Below are 24,344 nucleotides of genomic sequence, written 5' to 3'. Positions count from 1 at the left end.
GGCCGGGGGCGGGCAGGGCGTCCGGCGGGGACGGCTCCTCGATGGGGACGTAGTCGTGGCGCATGCCGTGGTCACCCAGCCAGTGCCGCAGCCCGCCCACCGCCGACGGATCGGCCGCCACCCGGGCCGCGTACTCCGACAACGCCACCTCCTCCCCGTCGTCGAACAGCAGCCGCGCGGGCCCCGACCAGGACAGCGTCCACTTGGCCTCGCCGAGCCGGATCAGGACGGCCTCGAGCGCCTGCCCGAGCACCCCGGCCAGCAGGGTGTCCGACGGCTTCCAGCCCAGCTCGCGCAGCTTGTACTCGAGCTCCGCCTGCCGTCCCCGCGCGATCGCCTCGAAGGCGGCGTCCAGGTACGGCCGTGACGCCCCCATCACCTGCTGCCCCGCCAGCGCCAGGTCACGCAGGGCGTCGGCGTTGCGGGTGGCGTACATGCCGTGCGCGACGAGCTCATCCCACGAGACCGCCCGTAGCGTCAGCAGCGCCTCGGGCGACCACATGGACTGCTCGACCGCCTGCACGGCCACGTTCGGGTCGCGCAGCAGAGTCAGGGCCGAGCGGGGGTCGGGCACCTGCTGCGGCTCCGGCAGGCGCTCGATGGCGGCCAGGCGGTCGGCCAGGCTCGGATGGGAGTCGTACGGGGAGACCTCCTCGGGCTGGTCGCTCAGCCTGCCCAGCTCGGCCTGCCGTTCCGCGTCGCTCATGAAGGCGTGGAAGCCGCCGAACACCGACGCGGGCCGGGTGCCGCCCGCGCCCGTCATCGACAGGTACGTGTTGACGTACAGGTCCCAGCCGATCGCGGTGGTGTGGATCTTGTGCAGGGCGCCCGCCATGGCCTGCCGGCCGCCGATCGCGACGGCGAACTGGTCGGCCTCCAGCTCCTGCTTGCGCGAGACGGCCTGCGACACCCGCAGGTAGAGCTTGGCGTACCAGGTGAACAGCCGCTGGACGAACGGGTGGTTGCGCAGGCCCTGCACGGTGGCGATCAGCGAGACGCGCCCCCGGTAGACCGGCGCGCCCAGCCGCGTGTGGGCGCCGCTGTAGTGGCCGAGCTCGTGCCCGAGCACCGCGCGCAGCTCGTCCACGGTGAGCGTCTGCAGCAGCGGCAGCCCGACGAACATGCGCCGCCGCGTCGCCTTCATGCCCAGGAACCGCGTGTCCTCCGAGACGGCCGCGTTCACCTCCGCCACCAGCCGGATCTCGTCGGGCGGCGCGGTGCGCACGCGCTGGGCGAGCTCCTCGACCGTCTGCCACAACACCGGTTCGTCCTCGCGCGTGACCGGGACGCCGGGCTGCTCGACGTCCCGGCGGCGGCTCACCATGATCAGGGCGCGGAGCATCGCGAGCGCGGCCAGGGTCAGCACGACCGCGAACTTGATGAGGTTGACGTGGAAGTCGACCACTAAGAGGACGTCGAAGAAGACCGCCGCGGCGAGGATCAGACCGACCAGAACGTAGAAGCCGGCGAGCAGGGTGAAGGCCAGCACCGCTCGGAACGCTGTCGTCATGGGGGAGGGCTCCCAGGGAAGGGGTACTCGCGGGCTCGACACTAGCGGAGACGGGAAACTGGATAAAATCGCTGCACCAATGTCGTACTACGACGAACACGACCAGGACCGATGGGTTCCGGAACCTCCCGGCAATCCGGAACGCTCCGCGTTCGAGCGTGACCGGGCCCGCGTGCTGCACAGCGCGGCGCTGCGCAGGCTGGCCGCGAAGACGCAGGTCGTCGGCCCCGGCGAGACGTTCGGCGGCGGCCAGCACATCCCGCGCACCCGGCTGACCCACTCGCTCGAATGTGCCCAGGTGGGCAGGGAGATGGGCGCCACCCTCGGCGTCGACCCCGACCTCGTGGAGACCGCCTGCCTGGCGCACGACCTGGGCCACCCGCCGTTCGGGCACAACGGGGAGGTGGCGCTCAACGCGCTGGCGGAGACGTGCGGCGGCTTCGAGGGCAACGCGCAGAGCCTGCGGCTGCTCACCAGGCTCGAGGCCAAGGTGCTCACCGAGGACGGCAGGAGCGCCGGTCTCAACCTGACCCGGGCGGCACTGGACGCCTCGATCAAATATCCATGGACGTGTGACAAGTCTCCCAAATTCGGCGTCTACGACGACGACCTTCCCGTGTTCGCGTGGATCAGGGAGGGCGCGCCGGAAGGGCGGGTGAGCTTCGAGGCGCAGATCATGGACTGGGCCGACGACGTCGCCTACTCCGTACACGACCTCGAGGACGCCCTGCACCTCGGCCACGTCACCCCGGAAGCGCTCCGGTCGGCCGGGGAGCGCAGGCAGGTGAGCGAGATCACCCGCACCTGGTACGCCCCCGGCGCCGACCCGATCGAGTTGGAGGCCGTCTTCGCCAAACTGATCACCGACCCGCTCTGGCCCCGCAGCTTCACGGGCACGCTCGCCGACCTGGCCGGTCTCAAAGCCCTCACCAGCGGTCTCATCGGCCGCTTCTGCCGCTCCGCGCAGGCCGCCACCAAGGAGGTGTACGGCACCCGCCACCGCGCCGACCTCGTCGTGCCGCCCGCCACGCGACTGGAGTGCGCGCTGCTCAAAGGCGTCGTCGCCCACTACGTCATGACCACGAAAGACCACCACGCCAACCAGGCCAGGCAGCGCGACCTCATCACCGAACTGGCCGAGCTGATCACCCGCGGCGCGCCCGGCACGCTGGAGCCCGCCTTCCGGCCCGCGTACGAGGAGGCCTCGGACGATGCGGCCCGCGTCAGGGTCGTGATCGACCAGATCGCCTCGCTCACCGACACCTCGGCGGTGGCCTGGCACAGGAGGCTCACCCGGTGACCGGGCTTTCCCGGGGAAGCAGGCCACCTGACCCAACCCGCTTCCCCGGCGACCCCGGCGGGCGGATACTGCGCCCATGGCCACATTTGTGATCGCCGGCGCCGGGCTGGCAGGAGCCAAGGCCGCGCAGGCCCTGCGCGAGGAGGGCTTCGACGGCGAGATCGTGCTGATCGGCGCGGAGGCCGAGCGGCCCTACGAGAGACCGCCCCTGTCCAAGGACTACCTGAACGGCAGGAGCGAACGAGACAAGATCTACGTCCACCCACCGGAGTGGTACGCCGACAACGACGTCGACCTGCGGCTCGGCCGGCGGGTCACCCGCATCGAGCCCGGCCATCACCTGGTCAGGCTCAGCGACGGGTCGCGGCAGCCGTACGACAAGCTGCTCCTCGCGACCGGCGCCGTCCCCAGGCGCCTGCCGGGACCCGGCTACTACCTGCGCACCGTCCAGGACAGCGACGCGCTCAAGGAACGATTCGCCGCCGGGGCCAAGGTGCTCGTCGTCGGCGCGTCCTGGATCGGGCTCGAGACCGCGGCCGCGGCCCGCACGGCCGGTTGTGAGGTCACCGTCGTCGAGCCCGAGCCCACCGCGCTCAACCGCGCGCTCGGCCCCGAGCTGGGCGACCTGTTCGCCCGCCTGCACGCCCGCAAGGGTGTGCACCTGCGCTTCGGCACCGCCGCCGCGGAGATCACCGACACCGGCGTGCGGCTCAGCTCGGGCGAGCGGCTCACGGCCGACCTCGTCGTCGTCGGCATCGGCGCCGCCCCCGAGATCTGGCTCGCCCGCGACGCCGGCCTCGACGTCGGCCAGGGCATCCTCACGGACGCCGCCCTGCGCACCTCGCACCCCGACGTGTTCGCCGCCGGCGACGTGGCCGAGCACTTCCACCCCGTGTACGGCCGCCGCGTGCGCGTCGAGCACTGGGCCAACGCCCTGCACGGCGGCCCCGCCGCCGCGAAATCGATGCTCGGCCAGGACGTCACCTACGACCCGATCCCGTACTTCTACACCGACCAGTACGAGCTCGGCATGGAGTTCTCCGGCGACGTCGAGGGCTACGACGAGATCGTCTACCGCGGCGACCCGGACAAGCTGGAGTTCATCACCTACTGGCTGCGCGCCGGACGCGTGGTCGCCGGGATGAACGTCAACACCTGGGACGTCGTGGACGACATCCAAACCCTCATCAGGTCGGGCGCCGTCGTCGACCAGAAGGAGCTGCCTACGGGGTGACGCTGACCACGCCGCCGTCACCGTCGTCATCAGCCGACGGCGGCTCGCTCCTGGCCGCCTGCGGCGTGGTCTTCGGCTTCTTCGGCTGCTTCGACGCGCACAGCACGGTGCAGCGCGGCGTCTCCCCGAGCTTCGCGCGCAGTTCCAGCGTCTCCTCCCTGGGGGAGAGCGTACGGTTGCCCGTACGCCAGGCGTCGAGGTAGTCCCACGGCTTGACCATGCCCCTGCGCACCCACCAGAACGTCGGGCCGGTCTTCCACGAGATCGCGAAATACAGGTTGGTGGCGGTGTCTCGGGCGTTGCCCGACCTGCCCACCCGGCCGAGCAGCCGGCCGGCCTTGACGCGGACGCCCGGCTTGATGCCGTCGGCCACCGTGTCGAGGTGCCCGCCGAGATAGCGCACGCCGTCGTCACCGATGATCGTGACGAACCTGCCCTCGCGGTCGGCGCCCGCGTCCGTGGACGGGCGCCACCTGTTCTTGGTGTTCACCTCGTCCACGACGCCCCCGACGGGCGCCACGAACGCGCACCCCTGCCGCGCCCAGATCGTCGTCTTGGGCAACACGAGCAGCTTGCGCGAGTAGGTGACCTCGCAGCCCTTGACGGGGAACGTGTAGGTGTATTTCGACAACTTCGGCGGCGGCACCCTGACCGGGTCGTCGCCCTCGGGCGGCTCCACGTCGGCCTGCTTCCCGGCCGTCGGGGTCGGCGTCGGGTCTGCGGGCGAGGCGGCCGCGCCTGCTCCGGTCACGGGGCCGGAGGGCACAGCGGAGCGCAGGGTGGCGCCGACGCCGGCCAGCCCGGTCGCCTGGCTGCAGGCGCTGGTCAGCAGCACGGCGCTCATGACGGCCGCCCATCGCGCGATATGCCCCGATTGCATGGTCTCCACCCGTGTCACCGTTTCCCGACAACCTTTACCTTTGTAGCCGACCGGGGGGCCGCGTATAGCGGCTTTCCTGCTTTAGCAACCCACAGGTAATGCCCCTCTTCCCCCTGCTGCACGCGCCAGGATGCGCACCGCGGGGGCGGGAACCGTCGGTGGGGCGGAATAGACTCACGGGCGTGGCTGGCCGGATCCGTGATGTCGACATCGCGCTCGTTCGTGAGCGCTCGCCCATCGCCGACGTGATCGGCGAGCACATCCAGTTGCGCAACGCCGGAGGCGGCAACCTCAAGGGGTTGTGCCCGTTCCACGACGAGAAGAGCCCGTCGTTCAACGTCACTCCCGAGCGCGGGATGTTCTACTGCTTCGGTTGCACCGAAGGTGGTGATGTGATCACGTTTGTGGAGAAGGTCGAGCATCTGTCCTTCGGCGAGGCGGTCGAGCGGCTGGCGCAGCGGGCCGGCATCCAGCTGCAATACGAGCAGGGCGGCTACGTCCCGAGGCGTGACCACGGTGAGCGGGCCAGGCTGGTCGAGGCACACCGGGCGGCGGCCGAGTTCTACGCCGACAAGCTGCTGGGCCCTGACGCGGCGGCCGGGCGGCGGTTCCTGTCGGAGCGGGGGTTCGAGCGGGCAGACGCCGAGACGTTCGGGGTGGGATACGCGCCGGCCGAGTGGGAGTCGCTCGTCCGTCATCTCCTGGGGCGCGGGTTCTCCGCCGACGAGCTGGTCAAGGGCGGGCTGGCCAAGGAGGGGCGGCGAGGGCCGATCGACCGGTTCCGCGGGCGGCTGATCTGGCCCATCAGGGACGCCACGGGCGACGTGATCGGATTCGGCGCGCGGAAGTTGCTCGATTCCGACGATGGTCCGAAATATCTGAATACGCCTGACTCGCCGCTTTACAAGAAGAGCCAGGTGCTTTACGGCATCGATCTCGCGAAACGAGAGATCTCCAAGCGGTCCCAGGCGGTGATCGTCGAGGGCTACACCGATGTGATGGCCTGCCATCTGGCCGGCGTGCCGACCGCCGTGGCCACCTGCGGCACCTCGTTCGGCGAGGAGCACATCAAGATTCTGCGGCGGTTCCTGCTCGACCAGGCCGAGTTCAGGGGTGAGGTGATCTTCACCTTCGACGGCGACGCGGCGGGGCAGAAGGCGGCGCTGCGGGCGTTCGCCGACGAGCAGAAGTTCGTCACCCAGACCTACGTGGCGGTGCAGGCCGACGGGCTCGACCCGTGCGATCTGCGGGTCAAGCAGGGCGACGCGGCCGTGCGCGATCTGATCGCGAGCCGGGAGCCGCTGTTCCAGTTCGCGATCAGGAGCACGATCTCGCGCTATGACCTGCGCAGCAACGAAGGCAAGATCGCCGCTCTCGACGCGGCCGCCCCGATCGTGGCCGGCATCAAGGACGTGGGGCTGCGCAAGCGCTACGCCATCGACCTCGACCGGTGGCTGGGTTTCATGGACGAGCGGTTCGTCATGCAGCGCATCTCCGAGGTGTCGGGCGCGCAGCAGGGCCGCGGCCGGCGGGCGCCCAGGGCGGCGCCCGTCGATCCCAGCACGCGGGTCGAGGGCGAGTTGCTCAAGCTGGCCGTGCAACGACCGGCGTTGCTGGGGCCGCGTTTCGACGCGCTCGACGCGCAGGCGTTCACCACTCCCGACCACGCGACGTTGCACAAGGTGATCGCCGCCGCCGGGGGCGTCGCCGCGGCGGGGCACGGCGGGCGGGAGTGGGTCGACCGGTTGCTCGAGCACGCTCACGAGGAGGGCGCCAGGGCACTGGTGACCCGGTTCGCGGTGGAGGCGATCCAGACGGACGCGCACACCGAGGAGCGTTATGCCCGGGACATCATGGCGGCGGTCGAGGCCATGCCGGTCGATCGGGCCATCGCGCAGGTGAAGTCCCGGATCCAGCGGCTCAATCCGGTGGAGGAGCAGCAGGAGTACAACAAGCTGTTCGGGGAGCTGGTGGCGCTGGAGCAGCAGCGCAGGGTCCTGCGCGACCGGCTCGCGGGCAACTGAGAGGCGTCCTGTGCGACCGGCTCGCGGGTAGCTGTGAGGCGTCCTGTGCGACCCCGGCTCGCGGGGAGTGGCGCCCTGCGCGACCGGCTCGCGGACGGCTGAGAGGCGTCCGTGGCGACGGTGCCGCTTGTCGGTGCCGCCTGAAGGGTGCTGCCTGACGGGCCGGTGGCGCCACGAGTCGCGTGCGGCCCTGCTCCGATCATGGAAATCCGGGTGTGTCACGGTGGTCGTTGATAACGGTTCGGCTGCGATCGCTGGCTGAATAACCGGGCGGTTGAGCGGGGAATGTGGTGCGGTCCAATCGGCGGCGGAGCGTGGCGGGCGGCGTGTCGAGGCAGCGAAAGAGGTGCGTCCGGCTGGCGGCGTCGCCGGGCGCGTGAATCCAGACCGCGTAATTGACTTTACTTTCCTGATCAAACTCGGCCCAAACCTTTAGACGATCTCAATTCGGTAAGGACGCCAGTCTTACCTTCGGTGACAAAAATGGGTCTGCCATTTGATGGAACCAATACTGCAGACTGTCTCCCGTGGGTGCATCGGTGCTGCCAAGCGGACCGCCATCGGTAGATCAGGTGGCGGACCTCGTCGCGAAAGGAAGGGAGCGCGGGAGCGTAACCGTCGATGACGTCGCAGCCGCGCTTGACCGATCCGAGTTGCCGTCCGACGCGCTGGAACGCGTCGTGCGGATGCTCGCCGAGAATGGCGTGGAGGTCCTCGAGCCCCAGGGCGACGAGGAGCCTGCCCGCGCCGATGAGGAAGACGTAGGCAAGCGGGCGCCGACCAGCGATCTCGTCCGTATCTATCTACGGGAGATCGGCCGCGTGCCGTTGCTGACCGCCGAGGAGGAGGTGGAGCTCGCCAAGTCGATCGAAGCCGGTCTGTTCGCCGAGGACAGGCTGGCCAACGGGGTCTCGCGTCTGGCCTTCCCGGAGCTCAGGGAGCTCGTCTGGCAGGGCACCCGGGCCAAACAGCGGCTCATCGAAGCCAACCTCAGGCTCGTGGTGTCGATCGCCAAGCGGTACGTGGGCCGCGGCATGTTGTTCCTGGACCTGATCCAGGAGGGCAACCTCGGGCTCATCCGGGCGGTCGAGAAGTTCGACTACACGAAGGGTTACAAGTTCTCCACCTACGCGACCTGGTGGATCCGGCAGGCGATCACGCGGGCCATCGCCGACCAGGCGCGCACCATCCGCATTCCGGTGCACATGGTGGAGACGATCAACAAGCTCGTCCGCGTGCAGCGCCAGCTCCACCAGGACCTCGGCCGCGAGCCGATTCCCGAGGAGATCGCCAAGGAGATGGACCTCCCTGTCGATCGTGTGGTGGAGATCCAGCGCATCGCCCAGGAGCCCGTGTCGCTGCAGTCGCCGATCGGCGAGGAGGACTCCGATCTCGGTGACTTCATCGAGGACGCCGACGCGGTCGTGCCGATGGAGGCCGCAGCCTTCATCATGCTGCAGGACCAGCTCGACGACATCCTGGCCACGTTGTCCGATCGCGAGCAGCGCATCATCCAGCTCCGGTTCGGCCTGGCAGACGGGCATCCGCGTACGCTGGAGGAGGTGGGCAGGGAGTTCGGCGTCACGCGGGAGCGCATCCGGCAGATCGAGTCGAAGACCCTGGCCAAGCTCCGCCATCCGACGCGGGCCCAGATGTTGCGGGACTACCTGGACTGATTCAAGGGGAACGGGCCCGGGCGAGCGCGCCCGGGCCCGTCCCATGCTCAGGAGCAGCCCTCGAACTGCGGCACGGCGATCGTGTCGAGATCCAGCCCCGACGTGCCGAACCACTTCTTCAGCAGTTTCGCGGCGGTGCCGTCCTGGTACATGTCGGTGATCGCCCGGTTGACCGCCTCGCAGGCGGGCACGTCGCCCTTGGGCAGGCCGATGCCCGAGCGCTGCTCGTTGAACTGCGCGTTGGCCAGCCGCAGCCCCGAGCCGTCCTGCGCGGCCAGCCCCGCCAGGATGACGTCGTTGGTGGTGACCGCGTCCACCTGGTTGCTCTTCAGCGCCGCCAGGCACTGCCGGTAGTCGGGGAACGGCACGACCCGCGCCGCCACCTTCCGCTCCTCCACGACGCGCTTGGCCGCGTTCGCGCCCGTGACCTCGCAGATCCGGCGGCCCTCCAGGTCGCGCACGTTCTTGATCGTCTCGTTGGCCCGGATCAGGATGTCCTGGTACGAGATGTGGTACGGCCCGGCGAACAACACCTTCGCCTTACGGTCCTGGCTGATCGTGTACGTCGCCACCACCATGTCGGCCCGCCCGTCGACCAGCACGTCGTCGCGGGCGGCCGCCAGCGTGGGCAGGAAGGTGAACTCCTTGTCCAGCTTGCCGGCGACGTAGCGCGCCACGTCGACGTCGAAGCCCTCGAACCGGCCGTCGGCTCTGCGGAACCCGACCAGCGGCAGGTCGGGGCGTACCCCGATGACGATCTCGTCCTTGTCCAGGATCGACTCCTGGTCGCTCAAACCGCAGCCGGTCACGAGGACCGCGGCCACGGCCAGCACCACTGCCAGCGCCCGTTTCACCGGTACTCCTTGAGTCGGGGCCACACTCCGGCGATCACCAGCAGGCCGATCGCGCCGATGGAGAAGGGAAGCAGCAGCCACAGGGTGTTCAGCGCGCTCTCGCCCATGTCGATCGCGCGTTTGAAGACGCCCTGGTGCGTTTCCGCGAGTTCGAGCAGCGCCTCGTCGTAGGCGGTGAACGTGGTGGTGACCGGCCCGAGCCGTTCGGCGACCGCCTCGTTGGCCCGGTCGCCCAGCACCAGCCGGCGGAATTTCACGTCGGCGGCCTGGAAGTCGCGGTAGGCGTCCAGCGCGTCCCTGCCCTCCTTGCCGACGAGCTCAGGGCCGAGCAGCCCGAGGAAGTCCTTCGAGCCGGTGGTCACCTTGCGGTGGTAGGCGTCCAGGTTGCCCGCCTCGAAGTAGATGACCGACATCGACTTGTCGAGGTACGTGTGCTCGTAGGTGTCGGCCCGCTCCTTGTCGAGCAGGTAGCGGCTCTGGTCGCCCTGCATGCTGTTGCTGATCGCGCGCGCCTTGGCCAGGGTCAGCACCGAGTCGAAGCCGTCCGACTTGGCGGTGCGCAGCGCCTGCATGTCCTGGCCGAGCACGCCCACCCCGTACACCAGCGCGACCGCCGTGGTGAGCGTGGCGGCGATCAGCGCGGGCCCGAAGATCCGGCGGAACCGCCGCGCCAGGAAGATCTGCAGCCAGATCAGGCAGCCGATCGCGACCACCCCTGCGACCACCACCGCGTCGCGCACGAGGGGCACCGTGAACGCCTTCTCGTCGTAGGTGCGCCGCACGATCGTGCCGTTCTCCAAGGTCAGGTTGTACGCCTGCGGCAGCAGCACCTTGCGCATCAGGTCGGTGGCGTCGCGGTAAGCCAGGACCACCTCGTCAGGCGGCGGTCCTGGCGCGTGCCCGGACCGCTCGTCGAGCAGCAGCGCCTGCCCGGCGAGCCGCTCGTAGCGGCCGAGCCCGTCGAGCACCGACTGCACGGTCCGCCGCTCCGCAGGGTTGTCGCCGGACAGCTCGAACGCCTTCAGCAGCGCCTGGTTGGCGACGGAACGCTGCTGCTCGTAGCGGGTGATCGCGGCTTCCCGCTCCCGGGGGTAGCCGTCGCCCATCACCAGGACGTTGGCCACCTGCGCGTCCATGTCGCTCAGCGCCAGGTAGAGCCCGGCGGTGGCGACGACCTGCGGGCCGGCGTCGCGGCCGATGACCTGCAGCCCGTCGCGGGCCGCCGAGCTGCCGAGGGCGAGCGCCACGAACAGCAGCGCCAGCGAGGCGACGGTGATGCCGGAGACGACCCGGATGCGACCGGGTACGCCGCGCTCCGCAGGTAACGGGGTGCCCGGCCGGGTCTGCACCAGGGTCACGGCGTGCCCTCCCTGATGGTGATCACGGTCCAGGCGCCCAGGTGGATGCGGTCGCCGGGGCCGATCCTGACCGGCACGTTGACCTGGAGCGGCCTGCCGTTCACCTGGGTGCCGTTGGACGAGCCCGGATCGACCAGCATCCACGAGCCGTCCGGCTGGGCCAGCAGCACGGCGTGCAGGTGTGAGACGCCCGGGTCCTCCGGCGGGCCGGTCAGGTCGATCTCGGGCGCCAGGTTCCTGGCCTTGCTGCGCCGCCCGACGCGGACCTGCTCGCCGTGCAGCCCGAACGAGCGTTCAGGACAGTAGGGCGGGAACGCCACCGCGTCGGCGTCGGGGCCGCCCTCGGCGATGACCTTCTCGTAGTAGGTGCGGTCGGCGGCGGTGACGGCCTCCCAGCGGGCTCCGGTCACGGGGAGCGGGACGGCGCCGGCAACGCCGCTGTAGTCGTGGCCGCACACCTCGCAGAACTGCCCGGCCCGCGGCGTCTGGCAGACCGGGCAGCTCTCGGTGCCGGGGCTCTCCTGGGCCGGCGGCTGGGACACGGAGGGGGCCGAGTAGGCCCCCGCCATCTGCGTGCCACACACGTCGCAGTAGTCGTCGGCGCCCGACGGGTGCCCTTGCGGACAGGTCGCCATCAGCTTTCTTCCCTGCGCAGGCGGCTGGTGCGGACGGAGCCGGTGTCCAGCTCGATCGTGTCCTCCTTGTCCACGTTCTTACGCAGCCGGGCCGTGCCGGTGGCCGGATCGACCTCGACCACCCGGTCGAGCAGCTTGGCGGTGTCCTCGCGCCCTGAGGCGCTGGCCAGGTCTCTGGCCTTGGCCAGGCGGGCCGTCGCTGTTTCGACGTCGCCCATCGCCCGGGCGCTGAGCCCGTCCTGGATGAGGTCGTGCAGCTCGGCCTGGCCGGTGTAGTGGGCGACGTTGCCGTTGATCTGGGTGGACAACGCCAGGTCGTCGGTCCACTGGGCGAGCACGTTGCCGCTGGCCAGGACGTCCTGGGTGTCGGGGTGCACGAGCTTGACCCAGCCCGCCCTGATCTCCTGCCCGATCTGCCCGGAGGGCACCTCGACGCAGATATGGTATTTGCGCTCCTCAGCGCCCCAGGAGCCCGTCGGGTAGTCGCCGGTCATCGGGTTGACGTCGGCGCGCTTGCCGGTGAGGTCGAGCAGCACCGGGTCGACCTGCTTGACGAACATCAGCCGCGCGGCCTGCGGCACCCACACGCGCAATGACAGGTCGGCCACGGTCTTGCTCATGGACGCCTGCGTGAGCCGGCGGAAATACTCCGGCAGGTCCCCTTGGTCGCGCACGTAGTCGAACGTGCCGAGCATCGCCTCGGCCACCTTGCGCAGCTCTGCGGGCGCCCAGTCGGCGCCGATTCCGAGGCAGTCGCACACGAACTTGCCGCTCCACGCCGACAACACCGAGGCGAACACGTCGGCGCGCTCGTTGTTCTGGCCGTCGGTCATGAGCAGCGCGTGTTTGATCGCCTGGGGGCGCGTGGACAGCAGGTGCCCGGCCAGCTTCAGCCACTCGCCCATGGCGGTGCCGCCGTACGAGAGCAACCTGTCGATGGCCTTGGCCGCCTCGGTCCTGGTGGCCGGATTGGCCTGGACCAGGCTCGGCTCTCTGCCACCCGGATAGACGACCTTGGCGCTCCCGGTGCCGGAGACCACCGCGAAGTAGACGCCGTCACGCAAGGTCTGCACGGCCGTGGCGGCGGCCTGCCGGGCCTCGCGGATCTTGGAGCCGCTCATCGAGCCCGACGTGTCCACGATGATCACTTCGGCGGCCTCCGCCGGGACGGCCTGCGTGGTGAGGCCGCCGGTCGAGCTCACCGTGAGGATGGCGTGCACCTCGCGCCCGTCAAGAGGAAGGTACTTGTTCTGGTCGATGGTCAACGTGAAAGCGGCCTGGTCACTCATGTGCTTCTCCTAGGGGGATCACGACAATGGTCACGTTGTCCTGGCCGCCGGAGTCCAGCGCGTGGCGCAGCATCTCGCGTGCCAGGTCAAGCGGGGTCCCCGCGCGGGGGAAGGCGTAGCCGTCCAGATAGCGCCAGAGGCCGTCGCTGCAGACGAGCAGGTGCCCGGGCCAGCGTGGGGTGAGCGTTCGCACGTTGAGCGTGACGCCGACGGCGTCGGCGCCCAGCCAGGCGGTGATCTCGCCGGTCGGCACGGCGTCGTCCGTGGTCAGCGGGGTCCCGTCGGGGATCCAGTACGCGCGGCTGTCGCCCGCCCAGCCGAGCGTCACGCGGCCCGGCTCGACCACGGCGGAGACGTACGTGCAGGCAGGGGCGTCGTGCACGGAGGTGGCGAGTTTGCTCACCGCCCGCCCGGCCAGGTCGAACGCCTCCTCCGGCGACAGCCCCCCGGCCAGCGCGGCCGCCGCGGTCTCGACGGCGACCGCGGACGCCTCGTCGGCCCTGGGCGAGCTGCCCACGCCGTCGCAGACCACGGTCACGGTCGCGTCGCCGGCGGTCACCAGGGCCATCGCGTCCTCGTTGCGGCTGCGGCGCAGACCTCTGTCGGTGACGCCCGCGGCGCCGCCGTCGAGCACGATCTCGGCGTGGTCCCTGCCGGTGGGCTGGCGCAGGCCGCACCGCTCGCAGTAACCCTCGGAGTCGACCGCCGCGGCGTCGCAGAACGCGCACACCGGTGAGCCGAGAGCGTGGCCGCACGCCTCGCAGTAGACGTCGCCTTCGAGCACGGAGGCCTGGCACACCGGGCAGGCGGCGCCCGGTGCGTCGTGCTGGATGGCCTGGGGATCTGTCACACCCACGTCCTCGGTCGTACGGCGTTGGCCTGGTCGATGAGCGCGTGGCGCTCCTGGCGGGAGCCGGCCGCCCCGGCGAGCCTGCGGAAGATGGACTCGATGCGCCTGCGCAGCCCCGGCTCGGTGAACGGCACGCCCGCGAGCTGCCCGTTCCCCGGCGGCTTGTTCGTCTCCAGCCAGGTCAGCGCCGCGCCGAGCAGCTCGGCGGTGAGCAGGTCGCGGCGGCGCGGATCGAGGTCGGCCTGGGCGGCCACGCGCTCGACCGCGCCCGTCAGGTCGGCGGCGGTGAGCCCGCTCAGGTCGGGCCGCCGCACCACCGACGCGGCCAGCGCGACCTGCGCCGCGACCCGGTAGAACGACGTGGCGGGCACCTCGTCGAGCACGCTCATCCGGCCCGTCCTGGCCAGCCCGAACGCCGCGCTCACGTAGGAGTGGTCGGTCCGCCAGACGCACTCGTACCAGGTGGCGGCCGGCTTGCCCGCGTGTTCCAGCGCGAAGGCCAGCGCCAGCTTCGGCGCCGGTTCTCCCGGCAGCGCCGACAGGCAGGCGTCGAACATGGACACGGCCACCTGCTCCTGGCGCAGGGCCAGCGCCAGCACCCCGCGATACCAGGTGGGCCGCCAGTCGCCCGGCAGCTCCGCGGCCAGCTCGTCGAGCACGTCGCGCGCCTCGGCCGCCCCGCGCTCGGCCAGCAGCCTGGCGCGCATCAGCTTCGTCTCGGGGGTCTGCGGCATCGCGGCGAGCTGGTCGATCAGCGTCGCGCCGTCGCGGCCGAGCAGCCCGGCCAGTGAGCCGGCGGCCGGGTCCGCCGGATCGACCAGCGGCACGGGTAAGGCCGTCGCGACCGCCGCGGGATCGAGCGGCTCGAACACCTCGTCGTGCGCGTCCGACAGCGCCGTTCCCACCGCGGTGCGCTCCGGCCCGAACAACGTGGAGAGCGCCGGGTACGGCACCCCCTCCTCCATGGCGCTGATCTCCCGCAGCACCCCGACCAGCTGCTCCTCCATCTCCCACGCGCTCTGGAACCGGTCGGCGGGGGCGGCGGCGGTCGCCTTGCGCAGCAGCCGGGTGAACGACGGATGCCCGCAGTCCACCGGCAGCGGGACCGCCACGCCGTCCTTGGCCGGGCTGAGCCCCGGGATCGCCAGGACGGCCAGGGTCCTGGCCACGGTGTAAAGGTCGGAGGCGACCGACGTCGGCAGGGTCTCCAGCTCGGGGGCGTGGTAGCCGACCGTGGCCCACGACGAGCCGGGCGGCGAGCCGATGGGCTGCACCGCGCCCAGGTCGATGAGCTTGAGCCGCTTGCCGACCCTGATCACGTTGGCCGGCTTGAGATCGCAGTAGGCCAGGCCGTGCTCGTGCAGGTAGCCGAACGCGTGCAGGATCTCCCTGCCGTACATGAGGGTCTCGCGCAGCGGCAGCGGGCCCTGGCGGCGCAGCTCGTGCAGGGACTGGCCGCCCACATACTCCATGACGATGTAGCCGAGGCCGGCCGAGCGCTGGAAGTTGAAGATCTTGACGATGTTGGGGTGGTCGACCGTGGTGAGGAACTTCCGCTCGGCCTCGGCCGCCGCCAGCGCCTCGGCGTCGTTGGTGTTGAGCAGGCCCTTGAGCACGACCCACCGGCCGTCGAGGTTCTCGTCGGAGGCGAGGTATATCCAGCCGAGCCCGCCGTGCGCCAGGCAGCCGAGCACGCGGTACTGGCCGGCCACCAGGTCGTCCTTGCCCAGCTTGGGGGTGAACGAGAACGCCGTACGGCAGTGCGGGCAGAACCCGTCCGTCAGGCCCGGCCGGCCGTTCCTGGAGCGGCCCACCGGTTTCCCGCACGCCGGGTTGGCGCAGCGCCGCTTGTTCTCCGGCACCTCCGGGTCGGCCATCACCGCCGTGGCCGGGTCGCGGTAGGGCACGGACGGCAGGTCCGCGATGGTGGCCAGCACGCCGGCCCGCGACCTGCCGCTGCTGCCCGTCGGCCCGCTCATCGACCTGCTCACCGGCTGGGTCACCACCGGAACGGACGCGGGCCCAGGGGCGGATCCAGAAGCGGATCCCGGCGCGGGCCCAGAAGAGGGCGCAGAAGAGGGCTCAGAAGAGGGCGCAGCAGAGGACGCCGGCGCGGGCCGCGGCGGGCTCTCGGCGGTGCCGCACCAGTCGCAGTAGCCCTCCTCGATCGTTCCCGTGCAGCCGGGCTGCGCGCAGCGGGTCATCACTTACCTCCGTGGATCGCGCGCTGGTAGTTCTCGACGGCCGCCGCCGCCTTCGTCAGGTCACAGGGGGCGTTCCACAGCAGCGCGTGGGCGCGCGCGAACGACTCGGACACCGCCGGGTCCTCCGCCAGGCCCTTGCGGGCGGCCATCGCCTCGCAGGCGCCGAGGCGCCCGCGCAGCTCGTCGCGCCTGCCGATCAGGCCGTAGAGCGCCTTCGCCGTGGTCCGCGCCTGCTCGGCGGCCTTACGGGCGTCGTCTTCGAGACGGGCGAGGCGCTTGGCCCGCAGCACCCAGGGGTCGGCCGAGACGTCGAGCGCGTCGAGCTCGCCGGCCAGCGCGCCGACCCGGCTGCGCGGCTGGGCCTGCGGCGGCAGGGCGATCTTGACGACGACCGCGCCGTGGGCCAGGCGGGCCTCGCTCTCGGCCGCCCGTACCAGGTCGAGGGCGGCCACCAGGTTCTCGCGCCGCGCGGCGAACTCCCGTTTCACCGTGATCGCCAGGTCGAGCTCCGCGCGGGAGGAGGCGAGCAGGCGCGTCAGCCGGTCGAGGTGCGGCTCGACGGTCGCGCCGAGCGGGTCCTCCACCGCCGCGGTCCTCAACCGCGCCAGCTCGCTCTCCTCGGCGGTCAGACCGGCGGTCTCGCCCAGCTCGCTTTCCAGGTCGTGGATCTTGCTCAGGTCGGCGTCGGCGCCGTCGAGTCGCGGCAGCACACGGTTCCACACGGCGTCGATGTCGTTGAGCGCGGAGGTGACCTCGCGGAAAGCGGCGTTCATCCGGGTCACGGCCTCGTCGAGGGTCAGCCGCAGGTCCGTCTGGGGGATGAGTGAACGCCGCTCGACCGGCTTGGCGGCGGCCCGCAGGATGACGGAGGAGCCCGCGAGCAGCTCGGTGAGCGCGGCGAGCTGCTCGGCGCCGGGCCGGGCGCGTGAAGCCCTGATCTGCTCGGCGCGGCGCAGCACGGCGCGGTAGGCGTCGTTGAGCTGCCACAGGGTGGTCAGGGACTCCTGCGTCGCGGTCCATCGTTGTTCGGTGGACCCGCGTAAGGAGGCGCCTTTGAGCACCTGGTAGGTGGTGTGGGATTCGAGATCGAGCAGGTCGCCGGAGATCCGGTCGCGTTCGTCCGCGCGGGCACGCAGCGCGTATTCCGCGGCTTCCCTGCTCATGGGCGGTCCCAGGCTCATCACGCTCCCCGTGAAGCGGGCCCCCGATGCCCCGGTGCTCCTTACCGACTCAACGCGAAGGTTGCGCCGGTTGGTTCCGGGGTGGGGGGAACCCCTGACTTGTCCCTGATTCAACCCTGTGCCACCTGCAAACGACTTAAAAGATCTCGTACCGTTTCGAACATGGGACGTATTCTTCTGATCATCGTGGCCGTTGCCGCCGCGCTCATGCTCCTCGGCCCCCTCGTGGGCTTCGCCCTCACGCTGCTCAAGTGGGGCCTGATCATCGGCGGTGTGGCGCTGGGCGTCATGTTCCTGGCGAAGTGGGCGAAGAGGGCCTGACGAGCGGCGGGTTCCCGCGCAGTAGCTTCCCGAGGGATCCCCAGGCATAGTTGGGTGATGGAGGCGCGGCCGGCGGTCGACGACGCCGCGCTCGGGCGCGAGGCGCTGGCCGTGCTCGAGGCGAACTGGACAGGCACGGGCACCGTGCCCGCGCCGGGCCTCTACCCGCACCAGTGGAGCTGGGACTCCGCGTTCGTCGTCATCGGGTTGGCCAGGCAGCGGCCCGACCGGGCCCGCGAAGAGCTGCTCAGCCTGCTGCGCGGGCAGTGGGCGACCGGGATGGTGCCGCACATCGTCTTCCACACGCGGGAGGCGTACTTCCCAGGACCCTCCTTATGGCGCTCCCAGGAGCACGACGCCGCGCCGCGCGTGCTCACCTCGGGGCTCATCTCGCCGCCGCTGCAGGGATTCGCCCTGTGGTGGCTCTACCGGTACACCGGCGACGTCGCTTTCGTCAGGAAGGCGTTCCCCGCGCTGGTGGCCCAGCACGACTACCTCGCCTCGACCCGCGACCTGGGCGGTGCCGGGCTGGCCGCGATCGTGCATCCGTGGGAGTCGGGCATGGACGACAGCCCGGCCTGGGACGACGCGCTCGCCGCGCTCCCCGTGATCAGGTACGGCTACCGCAACGCCGGCATGGAGGAGCGCCACCCCGACAGCGCCCACGACCGCTACGTCTGGCTGGCCATGCGCTACCGCGACGCCGGATACGGCGCCGGCTACCTGCGCGACGAGCATCCGTTCGCGATCGAGGACCCGATGTTCAACGGGATCTGGCTGGCCTCCTGCCAGGCGCTGGCGGAGCTGGCGCCGCTGGCCCGCGCCGACCCCGCGCCCCACGCCGAGCAGGCCGAACGCATCCGGCTGGCCATGATCGAGCGCCTCTGGGACGGCTGCTTCTACGCCAAGGACCTGCGCACCGACCGGCTGATCAAGGTGTGCACGGTGGGCGGTTTCGGGCCGCTGCTCGACCCGTGGCTGCCCGGCGACCACGTGCGCGCCACCGTCGAGGTGCTGGAGTCGGCCAGGTTCATGGGCGCCACCGGCTACCCGGTGCCGAGCTGCGAGATCCGCGCCGCCCAGTTCGACCGCACCCGCTACTGGCGCGGCCCCTCCTGGGTGAACACCAACTGGCTGCTGCGCAGGGCCGCCGCCGTGCACTCACTCGGCCCGCTCGCCCGGCAGCTCACCCACGGCACCCTGCGCCTGGTGCGGCAGGCCGGCTTCCGCGAGTGCTTCGACCCCTTCGACGGCAGCGGGCGCGGGTGCCGGGACTTCTCCTGGAGTGCGGCGCTCACCCTGGATCTGCTCGCCGATACCGTTGAGGAATGAGCATTTTCCGCCGGCTGCCCGCCGACGCGCGCAGGTCCCTGACGATGGAGCGGGGAGAGCGGGTGCTGACGTTCACCCCCGCCGAGGACGGCCACGTGGTGGCCACGAACCTCGCCCTGCACCTGGCCGACGGCACGCGGCTGCCGTACGAGGAGATCGACAGGGCGTCGTGGGACGACGAGGGAGTGCGGGTGCTCACCACCGACGGCAGGTGGCACGCCGAGCGGATCGCCGAGCCACGCATGCTGCCCGAGACGCTGCGCGAGCGCGTCAACGCGACGATCGTGGTGAACAAGCACGTCAACCTGCCGGGCAGGGGCGGCGTGCGGCTGGTGGCCCGGCGCCGGCCGGGAGGTGAGGTGCTGGGCTGGACCTTCGTCTTCGACGACGGCCTCGACCCCGAGGACGCCGGCCTGCGCGCGCAGGCCGAGCAGGCCCTGGAGGGGATGCGGCGCAGCATGGGCGTGTGAGCCGCGGGCCCCACGCCCACGCGCCGCTCAGTAGGGGATGCCGGTCTCCTTCGCGCTCCTGCCCTCGACGCCGCCGTCCGGCCAGCCGGTGCCCGTGTCGGGCTTGTGGTCGTCATGCAGGAAGGGGATCCGCTGCTGCAGCGTGTCACCCATCCTCGTCCTGGCCATCCCGGCGAACTTCGACGCCTGCGCGCCCACCACCCCGGCCACCTCCTGGACCCTGGGGTTGTCCGCGACGCGCTGCGCCGTCCGCTTGATCTGCTCGTACCGCTCGCGTCCTGCCCGGCTGCCCAGCACGTAGCCGACCGCCAGTCCAACAGCGAATGTCATCCGATAACGCATTTCGCACCTCCGCTGCCTCCGGGCCTACCCTGCTTATGATGCGACACGCACTCCCAGAGTGCGCTAATCTATTCGTGCGCACGGCGGAGGGGCCCGAAAGCCCCGGTGACATGCGCGAAAGCCCGATCCCGCGTAGCTCAACGGCAGAGCAGCCGGCTGTTAACCGGCAGGTTATAGGTTCGAGTCCTATCGCGGGAGCAAGCGACAAGAGGCCCCCTCCCGGCTGCGGGAGGGGGCCTCGTTGCGTTCCGGAGATGCCGCTGGGATCCTTGCCACCCGGGGCTAGAACATGGTTCGGTTGGGGTCATGGCGGAACTCGTGCTCTCAACGGTCGACCAGGGCGTGCTCACGCTGACCTTCAACCGTCCCGACACCCTCAACGCGTGGACGGACGCCATGGGGCGGCGCTACTTCGACCTGCTGGCGGAGGCGGAGAAGGACCCCGCGGTCCGGGCCGTCGTGGTCACCGGCGCGGGCAAGGGCTTCTGCTCGGGCGCCGACTTCAAGACGCTCGACGCCGTCCGGACCGGCACCTACGACGAGCGCCCTGACCCCCGGCCCCACACCTTCCCCACGACCATCAGCAAGCCGATCATCGCCGCGGTCAACGGGGCATGCGCGGGGCTGGGCATGGTCCACGCGCTCGTCTGCGACCTCGTCCTGACGGCCGAGGAGGCCAAGTGGACGACGGCCTTCGCGCGGCGCGGGCTCATCGCCGAGTACGGGCTCTCCTGGGTGCTGCCGCGCCTCGTGGGGCAGCAGCGGGCCATGGACCTCCTGCTGTCGGGCCGGGTGTTCACGGGGCGCGAGGCGTACGAGCTGGGGCTGGTCAACCGGGCGGTGCCGGGGGAACTGCTGGTGGAGCAGGCGCGGGCGTACGCGCTCGAACTGGCGACGCACAGCTCGCCCGCGTCGATGGCGGTGATCAAACGGCAGGTCTGGCACGACTGGGAGACGACGCTGGAGGAGTCCGCGCGGACGGCCACCCGGGAGATGCTCGCCTCCTTCGAGCGGCCGGACTTCGCGGAGGGCGTCGCCAGCTTCCTCGAACGCCGCCCGCCGGGCTTCCCCGCCCTCTGACCCGTGTCTGATCCGCCGGCGCGGGCGGATCAGCGGGCGGGAACCCCACGGGCGGATCAGACGCGGTGGGCGCCGCGGGCCGGCGTGGCGGGCAGGAACCGGGGAGCCTGGAAGCCGCGCTCGGCGTACGCGGCGGCCACCGACTCCTGGACGCGGTCGAGCCGATCGACCGGCACCAGGGCGATGGCCGAGCCGCCGAAGCCCCCGCCCGTCATGCGCGCTCCCCTGGCACCGCCCTTGACCGCCGCCTCCACGGCGACGTCCAGTTCGGGCGACGACACTTCGTACTGATCCCTGAGCGAGAGGTGCGAGGCGTTCAGCAGCGCGCCGATCTCCGTGACCGCGCCGGCGCGGAGCAGCCCGATGAGGGCCTCCACGCGGTGGTTCTCCGTGACGACGTGCATCGTGCGCTTGCGCTCGTCGCCCTGGAGGAGCCCGAGCGCCGCGGCCAGGTCGGTGACGTCGCGCAGCGCGGGGACGCCGAGCTTGCGCGCCGCCGACTCGCACTCGGCGCGGCGCTTGGCGTATTCGCCGCTCGCGTGCTCGTGGTGCACGTGGGTGTCGATGATGAGCATGGCGAGGCCGTGGGAGGCCAGGTCGAGCGGGATGTTCCTGGAGGCGAGGGAGCGGCAGTCGAGGAACAGCGCGTGTCCCTCCTCGCACAGCGCCGAGGCCGCCTGGTCCATGATGCCGCAGGGCATGCCGACGAAGTCGTTCTCGGCCTTCTGCCCGAGCAGGGCGATCTCCATGGGGGTCATGCCGAGGTCGTGCAGGTCGTTGAGCGCGGAGGCGACGGCCACCTCAAGGGCGGCGCTGGAGCTGAGGCCCGCGCCCCGGGGGACGTCGCCGTCGATCGCGATGTCCGCGCCGGAGACGCTGTCGCCGAGCATGGCCAGGACGCCCACGACGTAGCGGGTCCAGCCCGTCGACTCGGCGCGGCTCGCCAGGGTGATGGGGCCACCGTCGGCCTGGAGGGACAGCAGGCGGACGATCCCGTCGGCGCGCGGGGTGACCGCCGCGGTGACGCCCCACGGCACCGCGAAGGGAAGGACGAAGCCGTCGTTGTAGTCGGTGTGCTCGCCGATCAGGTTGACCCGGCCGGGCGCGTGCCAGACGGTACCGGGGGACGCGCCATAGGCGGCACAAAAAGCTTCAACAACGCGCATAATCGAACACTCCTCAACATAGGCCCGACCGTAGACTAGCGGCATGGAGGAACTCCTGGACCCAGGGCTCGGTCAGGTCCGGGTGTTCCTGACACACGACGACAACAAACCGCGCAAGCTCAAGCACAACCTGGACCATCCCCGGCTGCTGACGTTCGGCGGCGCCTACTCCAACCACATCAGGGCCGTCGCCGAGGCCGGCCGGCGGCACGGGATCGAGACGATCGGCGTCATCAGGGGCGAGGAGCACCGGCCGCTCAACCCGGCACTGGCGCACGCCGCCGCCTGCGGCATGACGCTCACCTACCTCGACCGGGCCTCCTACCGGCTCAAGCACACCGACGAGGTGCAGGCCCGGCTGCGGGAGCGGTGGGGCGACGACGTGATGATCCTGCCGGAGGGCGGGAGCAACGCCGCGGCCGTGCGCGGGTGCGCGGAGTTGCCGGCGGAGATCATCGAGGACTACGACGTCATCTGCTGCCCGGTCGGCACCGGCGGCACGCTGGCCGGGATCTCGGCAGGGCTGCCCGAGGGGAGGCGGGCGATCGGGTTCGCGGTGCTGAAGGGGGCGGGGTTCCTGGCCGGCGAGGTGGCCAGGTTGCAGCGGGAGGCGTACGGCCGTACGTGGTCGAACTGGGAAATCAACCAGGACTACCACTTCGGCGGATACGCCAAGTCAACGCCAGATCTAGAGCGATTTATCGCGAAATATCGTGTCGAACGGATCTACGTGGCGAAAATGCTTTACGGCATCCTCGACCTCGCCCACCAGGGTGCCTTCGACCCCGGCACCCGCGTCGTCGCCGTGGTCACCGGTCAGCCCTCCACCCCCGTCGAGGCGTGCGGCGCCCCGACCGGCTTCGACTCGGGCGAGCCCCGCTGCCGCAGATAGATCGAGAGCACCACCATCGACAACACGGCGAGCAACTCCGACTGCCAGTTCTGCAGGCTCCGGTTCCAGAACTCCGGCGAGGTGACGTACGCGCTCCACGAGACAGGATCGCGCAGATCGCTCAGCCGTCCGGCGTTGTACGCCGCCTGCCCGGCCACCGACTGGGCCAGCCACGACAGCAGGAAGACGGCGCCCATCACCAGCCCCAGCGAGTTGCTGAGCACCCACAACCGCAGCCCTCCGGCCCGCGCCCAGGCGGGCGAGCTGGACTCGGCGTACCGGCCGACCCGCTGCTGCTCGTCGGACTCCGCCCCCTCCTCGCCCGGTTCCTTCGACTCGGGCGAGCCGCGCTGGACGAGCCAGACGGTCATCATGATGAACAGGAAGAACTGCAGGTACTCCGACTGCCAGTTCTCGGCCACGTCGACCGTGAAGGACGACGAGGCCACGTAGTCCGGCAGCGAGACCGGCTCCGCGCCCGCGGCCACCTGCCGGTCGTTGTAGTCGAGCAGCCCCGCCACGGCCTGCCCGCACACCGACAACACGAACATGATGAGGAACATCAGGGAGAGGGCGTTGTCCTTGAGCCGCCTCACAGCCGCGACCATCCGATCGCGAAGAACCACGCCAGCCCCACGACGATGATGAGCGTGGTGAGCGTGAACATCACCCGCATCAGTCCTCCACCTCGCACTCGTAGGGAAGGTCGGGAACCGGCCGGCAGCCCGCCGCCCTGACCCGCCACCCGTCGCTGAACCGGCGCAGGAAGAGCGTGTCGCCGGCCAGGCGCACCTGGGCCTCGTCGCCCCACACGCTGACCGAGGTGGGCTGGCCGCCGGGGCCCAGCTTCGCCTCGCGCAGCGCGTCGGCGCACGTCTGGCCGGGGGCGGGCAGCTTGTCGGCCGTCCTGCGGGCGAGCATGGCGCACGCGCTCTCCTCCTGCCGCCCGGCGATCGCGGCGTGGAAACGCTCCGCGGCACGCACGGGGGAGGCGGTGTCCACGGCGCAGCCGGCGACGGCGAGAACGGCCAGCGCCGGCACGACGAACGGGGTTCTCATGCGTCTCCTGCTACCCGGCCGTACGCCGGGCATGCTGGAGCGGCTGATCGCCGGTCAGTCGAGCCGGTCAGTCGAGCCGGTCAGCCCAGCTGGTCGAGCACTGGCGACACCAGGGCGTTGAGCTCGCGGGCCAGCACCACCACCGCCCGGTGGGCGCGCTGCTCGACCTCGTCGTGCGGGCCCTCTGGCTCCGGTGGCAGGTCGTCGAGCGGCACCGGCGCCTCGACCAGCAGCGTGGCCCGCAGGAACGGGATCCTGGCGAGATCCTGCTGGGTCGGCTCGACGTACTGGCCGAAGGTCTCCTGCCAGCCCAGCCATCCCCGGTCGCGCCACCAGGCCCGCGACCGGGTCAGCTCCTCCGGCAGCGGCGAGACGACCTTGACGCGCGCGTAGAGGGTGCCGTCCCAGGTGTTGCGGTGGCAGGTGGCCTCGAGGACGCGGCGGTCCCACCGTACGTAGCCGGGGGTCAGCGACGGCGGCGTCGCCAGCCGCCAGGCCGCGCACGCGAACCTGACGGGCGCGATGTCACCCCACTCGAACTCTTCAAGGTTCTTGCGCACGTGTACGGCATAGCGCCCGTCACGATCCCTGTCGAACTCCTGGTCGATCCAGAACGCCTTGCCCATGGACACCACGCTACGGCGCTGCCCCGCTTCTCCGCGCGTCGACTCCGAGATCTCGGAATGG

24 protein-coding genes and 1 tRNA gene are annotated in these 24,344 nt (G+C 70.9%); 11 read left to right on the top strand and 14 right to left on the bottom strand.

From position 1 onward, the window contains the following. Positions 1–1,510: M48 family metallopeptidase (locus E1294_RS15035; protein WP_132508926.1), on the bottom strand; the 1,510-nt coding region annotated here is incomplete at its 3' end. 79 nt (positions 1,511–1,589) lie between these two features. On the opposite strand from E1294_RS15035, the gene E1294_RS15030 reads away from it, so the two are divergent. After that, a complete protein-coding gene (locus E1294_RS15030; protein ID WP_132508924.1) occupies positions 1,590–2,810 on the top strand; it encodes a deoxyguanosinetriphosphate triphosphohydrolase in 1,221 nt (406 codons plus the stop codon). A gap of 76 nt (positions 2,811–2,886) precedes the next feature. Continuing rightward, positions 2,887–4,044: an NAD(P)/FAD-dependent oxidoreductase gene (locus E1294_RS15025; RefSeq protein ID WP_132508922.1), complete on the top strand. Its 1,158-nt coding sequence runs from the start codon at positions 2,887–2,889 to the stop codon at positions 4,042–4,044. On the opposite strand, the gene E1294_RS15020 is transcribed toward E1294_RS15025, so the two are convergent. After that, a complete protein-coding gene (locus tag E1294_RS15020; protein WP_165977292.1) occupies positions 4,034–4,924 on the bottom strand; it encodes a M23 family metallopeptidase in 891 nt (296 codons plus the stop codon). The genes E1294_RS15025 and E1294_RS15020 overlap by 11 nt on opposite strands. 182 nt (positions 4,925–5,106) lie before the next feature. Between E1294_RS15020 and dnaG the strand changes: the two genes are divergently transcribed. Then, positions 5,107–6,948, top strand: coding sequence for a DNA primase (gene dnaG / locus E1294_RS15015; protein ID WP_132508918.1), 1,842 nt, complete (start codon positions 5,107–5,109; stop codon positions 6,946–6,948). Between the two features lie 572 nt (positions 6,949–7,520). Then, positions 7,521–8,624, top strand: a complete 1,104-nt coding sequence (rpoD, locus tag E1294_RS15010) for an RNA polymerase sigma factor RpoD (protein ID WP_425465103.1) — start codon at positions 7,521–7,523, stop codon at positions 8,622–8,624. A gap of 47 nt (positions 8,625–8,671) precedes the next feature. On the opposite strand, the gene E1294_RS15005 is transcribed toward rpoD, so the two are convergent. The 6 genes from E1294_RS15005 to E1294_RS14980 are packed head-to-tail and all read right to left on the bottom strand — an operon-like array spanning position 8,672 to position 15,547. Next, complete coding sequence (locus E1294_RS15005; protein ID WP_132508916.1) at positions 8,672–9,478, bottom strand: transporter substrate-binding domain-containing protein; 807 nt, start codon at positions 9,476–9,478, stop codon at positions 8,672–8,674. Further along, positions 9,475–10,836, bottom strand: coding sequence for a hypothetical protein (locus tag E1294_RS15000; protein ID WP_132508914.1), 1,362 nt, complete (start codon positions 10,834–10,836; stop codon positions 9,475–9,477). The genes E1294_RS15005 and E1294_RS15000 overlap by 4 nt, the downstream gene beginning before the upstream one ends. After that, positions 10,833–11,471 carry an FHA domain-containing protein gene (locus tag E1294_RS14995; protein ID WP_132508912.1) on the bottom strand — a complete coding sequence of 213 codons (639 nt, stop codon included), beginning with the start codon at positions 11,469–11,471 and terminating at the stop codon, positions 10,833–10,835. The genes E1294_RS15000 and E1294_RS14995 overlap by 4 nt, the downstream gene beginning before the upstream one ends. Further along, positions 11,471–12,760, bottom strand: a complete 1,290-nt coding sequence (locus E1294_RS14990; RefSeq protein WP_132508910.1) for a vWA domain-containing protein — start codon at positions 12,758–12,760, stop codon at positions 11,471–11,473. The genes E1294_RS14995 and E1294_RS14990 overlap by 1 nt, the downstream gene beginning before the upstream one ends. After that, a complete protein-coding gene (locus E1294_RS14985; RefSeq protein WP_246083024.1) occupies positions 12,753–13,610 on the bottom strand; it encodes a protein phosphatase 2C domain-containing protein in 858 nt (285 codons plus the stop codon). The genes E1294_RS14990 and E1294_RS14985 overlap by 8 nt, the downstream gene beginning before the upstream one ends. Continuing rightward, positions 13,607–15,547, bottom strand: a complete 1,941-nt coding sequence (locus tag E1294_RS14980; protein ID WP_246083023.1) for a serine/threonine-protein kinase — start codon at positions 15,545–15,547, stop codon at positions 13,607–13,609. Before E1294_RS14980 ends, E1294_RS14985 begins: the two co-directional genes overlap by 4 nt. Here E1294_RS14980 and E1294_RS55765 point away from each other — a divergent pair. Continuing rightward, complete coding sequence (locus E1294_RS55765) at positions 15,534–15,767, top strand: hypothetical protein (RefSeq protein ID WP_246083022.1); 234 nt, start codon at positions 15,534–15,536, stop codon at positions 15,765–15,767. The genes E1294_RS14980 and E1294_RS55765 overlap by 14 nt on opposite strands. Positions 15,768–15,813: 46 nt before the next feature. Here E1294_RS55765 and E1294_RS14975 read toward each other — a convergent pair whose 3' ends face one another. Next, positions 15,814–16,977, bottom strand: a complete 1,164-nt coding sequence (locus tag E1294_RS14975; RefSeq protein ID WP_132508906.1) for a hypothetical protein — start codon at positions 16,975–16,977, stop codon at positions 15,814–15,816. Between the two features lie 180 nt (positions 16,978–17,157). Here E1294_RS14975 and E1294_RS52695 point away from each other — a divergent pair, with 180 nt between their 5' ends. The 3 genes from E1294_RS52695 to E1294_RS14965 are packed head-to-tail and all read left to right on the top strand — an operon-like array spanning position 17,158 to position 19,118. Next, complete coding sequence (locus E1294_RS52695) at positions 17,158–17,316, top strand: hypothetical protein (protein ID WP_165977291.1); 159 nt, start codon at positions 17,158–17,160, stop codon at positions 17,314–17,316. 57 nt (positions 17,317–17,373) lie between these two features. Then, entirely contained in the window at positions 17,374–18,648 is a 1,275-nt protein-coding gene (locus E1294_RS14970) for an amylo-alpha-1,6-glucosidase (RefSeq protein WP_165977290.1), read from the top strand. Further along, positions 18,645–19,118, top strand: coding sequence for a hypothetical protein (locus E1294_RS14965; protein WP_132508902.1), 474 nt, complete (start codon positions 18,645–18,647; stop codon positions 19,116–19,118). Before E1294_RS14970 ends, E1294_RS14965 begins: the two co-directional genes overlap by 4 nt. Before the next feature lie 27 nt (positions 19,119–19,145). Here the strand turns inward: E1294_RS14965 and E1294_RS14960 are convergent, their stop codons facing one another. Next, the gene (locus tag E1294_RS14960) at positions 19,146–19,460 is read right to left on the bottom strand and encodes a YtxH domain-containing protein (RefSeq protein WP_132508900.1); all 315 of its coding nucleotides are present in this window, start codon (positions 19,458–19,460) and stop codon (positions 19,146–19,148) included. A gap of 126 nt (positions 19,461–19,586) precedes the next feature. Here E1294_RS14960 and E1294_RS14955 point away from each other — a divergent pair. Both E1294_RS14955 and E1294_RS14950 read left to right on the top strand, forming a co-directional pair. After that, positions 19,587–19,658: transfer RNA gene (locus E1294_RS14955), tRNA-Asn, on the top strand. A 108-nt stretch (positions 19,659–19,766) separates the two neighbouring features. Continuing rightward, positions 19,767–20,540 carry an enoyl-CoA hydratase-related protein gene (locus tag E1294_RS14950; protein ID WP_132508898.1) on the top strand — a complete coding sequence of 258 codons (774 nt, stop codon included), beginning with the start codon at positions 19,767–19,769 and terminating at the stop codon, positions 20,538–20,540. A gap of 56 nt (positions 20,541–20,596) precedes the next feature. On the opposite strand, the gene galK is transcribed toward E1294_RS14950, so the two are convergent. Continuing rightward, positions 20,597–21,706: a galactokinase gene (gene galK, locus E1294_RS14945; protein ID WP_132508896.1), complete on the bottom strand. Its 1,110-nt coding sequence runs from the start codon at positions 21,704–21,706 to the stop codon at positions 20,597–20,599. Between the two features lie 43 nt (positions 21,707–21,749). Here galK and E1294_RS14940 point away from each other — a divergent pair, with 43 nt between their 5' ends. Next, positions 21,750–22,598 (top strand): 1-aminocyclopropane-1-carboxylate deaminase/D-cysteine desulfhydrase, encoded by an 849-nt coding sequence (locus E1294_RS14940; protein ID WP_132508894.1) that lies wholly within the window; start codon positions 21,750–21,752, stop codon positions 22,596–22,598. Here the strand turns inward: E1294_RS14940 and E1294_RS14935 are convergent. The 3 genes from E1294_RS14935 to E1294_RS14925 all read right to left on the bottom strand — a co-directional run bounded on the left by E1294_RS14935 (position 22,523) and on the right by E1294_RS14925 (position 24,283). After that, positions 22,523–23,194: a DUF6766 family protein gene (locus E1294_RS14935; RefSeq protein ID WP_220447748.1), complete on the bottom strand. Its 672-nt coding sequence runs from the start codon at positions 23,192–23,194 to the stop codon at positions 22,523–22,525. The genes E1294_RS14940 and E1294_RS14935 overlap by 76 nt on opposite strands. 79 nt (positions 23,195–23,273) lie before the next feature. Beyond that, on the bottom strand, positions 23,274–23,657 hold the full coding sequence (locus E1294_RS14930; RefSeq protein ID WP_132508890.1) for a hypothetical protein: 384 nt from the start codon (positions 23,655–23,657) through the stop codon (positions 23,274–23,276). Positions 23,658–23,737: 80 nt separating this feature from the next. Further along, entirely contained in the window at positions 23,738–24,283 is a 546-nt protein-coding gene (locus E1294_RS14925; RefSeq protein ID WP_246083021.1) for a hypothetical protein, read from the bottom strand. Positions 24,284–24,344 lie beyond the last annotated feature (61 nt).

The sequence above is a fragment of the Nonomuraea diastatica genome (assembly GCF_004349015.1).
Lineage (GTDB): Bacteria > Actinomycetota > Actinomycetes > Streptosporangiales > Streptosporangiaceae > Nonomuraea > Nonomuraea diastatica.
The sequence above is the reverse complement of the archived record's forward strand: the minus strand, read 5'-3'. Positions and strand labels throughout refer to the sequence as shown.

Bases quoted from the DNA above. Each gene is read 5' to 3' on its own strand.
- E1294_RS55765 (WP_246083022.1), top strand. From the start codon at position 15,534: ATGGTGGCCAGCACGCCGGCCCGCGACCTGCCGCTGCTGCCCGTCGGC.
- E1294_RS14995 (WP_132508912.1), bottom strand. From the start codon at position 11,471: ATGGCGACCTGTCCGCAAGGGCACCCGTCGGGCGCCGACGACTACTGC.
- galK (WP_132508896.1), bottom strand. From the start codon at position 21,706: ATGCGCGTTGTTGAAGCTTTTTGTGCCGCCTATGGCGCGTCCCCCGGT.
- E1294_RS14940 (WP_132508894.1), top strand. From the start codon at position 21,750: ATGGAGGAACTCCTGGACCCAGGGCTCGGTCAGGTCCGGGTGTTCCTG.
- E1294_RS14925 (WP_246083021.1), bottom strand. From the start codon at position 24,283: ATGGGCAAGGCGTTCTGGATCGACCAGGAGTTCGACAGGGATCGTGAC.
- E1294_RS15030 (WP_132508924.1), top strand. From the start codon at position 1,590: ATGTCGTACTACGACGAACACGACCAGGACCGATGGGTTCCGGAACCT.
- E1294_RS52695 (WP_165977291.1), top strand. From the start codon at position 17,158: ATGGGACGTATTCTTCTGATCATCGTGGCCGTTGCCGCCGCGCTCATG.
- E1294_RS14960 (WP_132508900.1), bottom strand. From the start codon at position 19,460: ATGCGTTATCGGATGACATTCGCTGTTGGACTGGCGGTCGGCTACGTG.
- E1294_RS14965 (WP_132508902.1), top strand. From the start codon at position 18,645: ATGAGCATTTTCCGCCGGCTGCCCGCCGACGCGCGCAGGTCCCTGACG.
- E1294_RS14930 (WP_132508890.1), bottom strand. From the start codon at position 23,657: ATGAGAACCCCGTTCGTCGTGCCGGCGCTGGCCGTTCTCGCCGTCGCC.
- E1294_RS15025 (WP_132508922.1), top strand. From the start codon at position 2,887: ATGGCCACATTTGTGATCGCCGGCGCCGGGCTGGCAGGAGCCAAGGCC.
- E1294_RS14950 (WP_132508898.1), top strand. From the start codon at position 19,767: ATGGCGGAACTCGTGCTCTCAACGGTCGACCAGGGCGTGCTCACGCTG.
- E1294_RS14975 (WP_132508906.1), bottom strand. From the start codon at position 16,977: ATGAGCAGGGAAGCCGCGGAATACGCGCTGCGTGCCCGCGCGGACGAA.
- E1294_RS15020 (WP_165977292.1), bottom strand. From the start codon at position 4,924: ATGCAATCGGGGCATATCGCGCGATGGGCGGCCGTCATGAGCGCCGTG.
- E1294_RS14970 (WP_165977290.1), top strand. From the start codon at position 17,374: ATGGAGGCGCGGCCGGCGGTCGACGACGCCGCGCTCGGGCGCGAGGCG.
- E1294_RS14990 (WP_132508910.1), bottom strand. From the start codon at position 12,760: ATGAGTGACCAGGCCGCTTTCACGTTGACCATCGACCAGAACAAGTAC.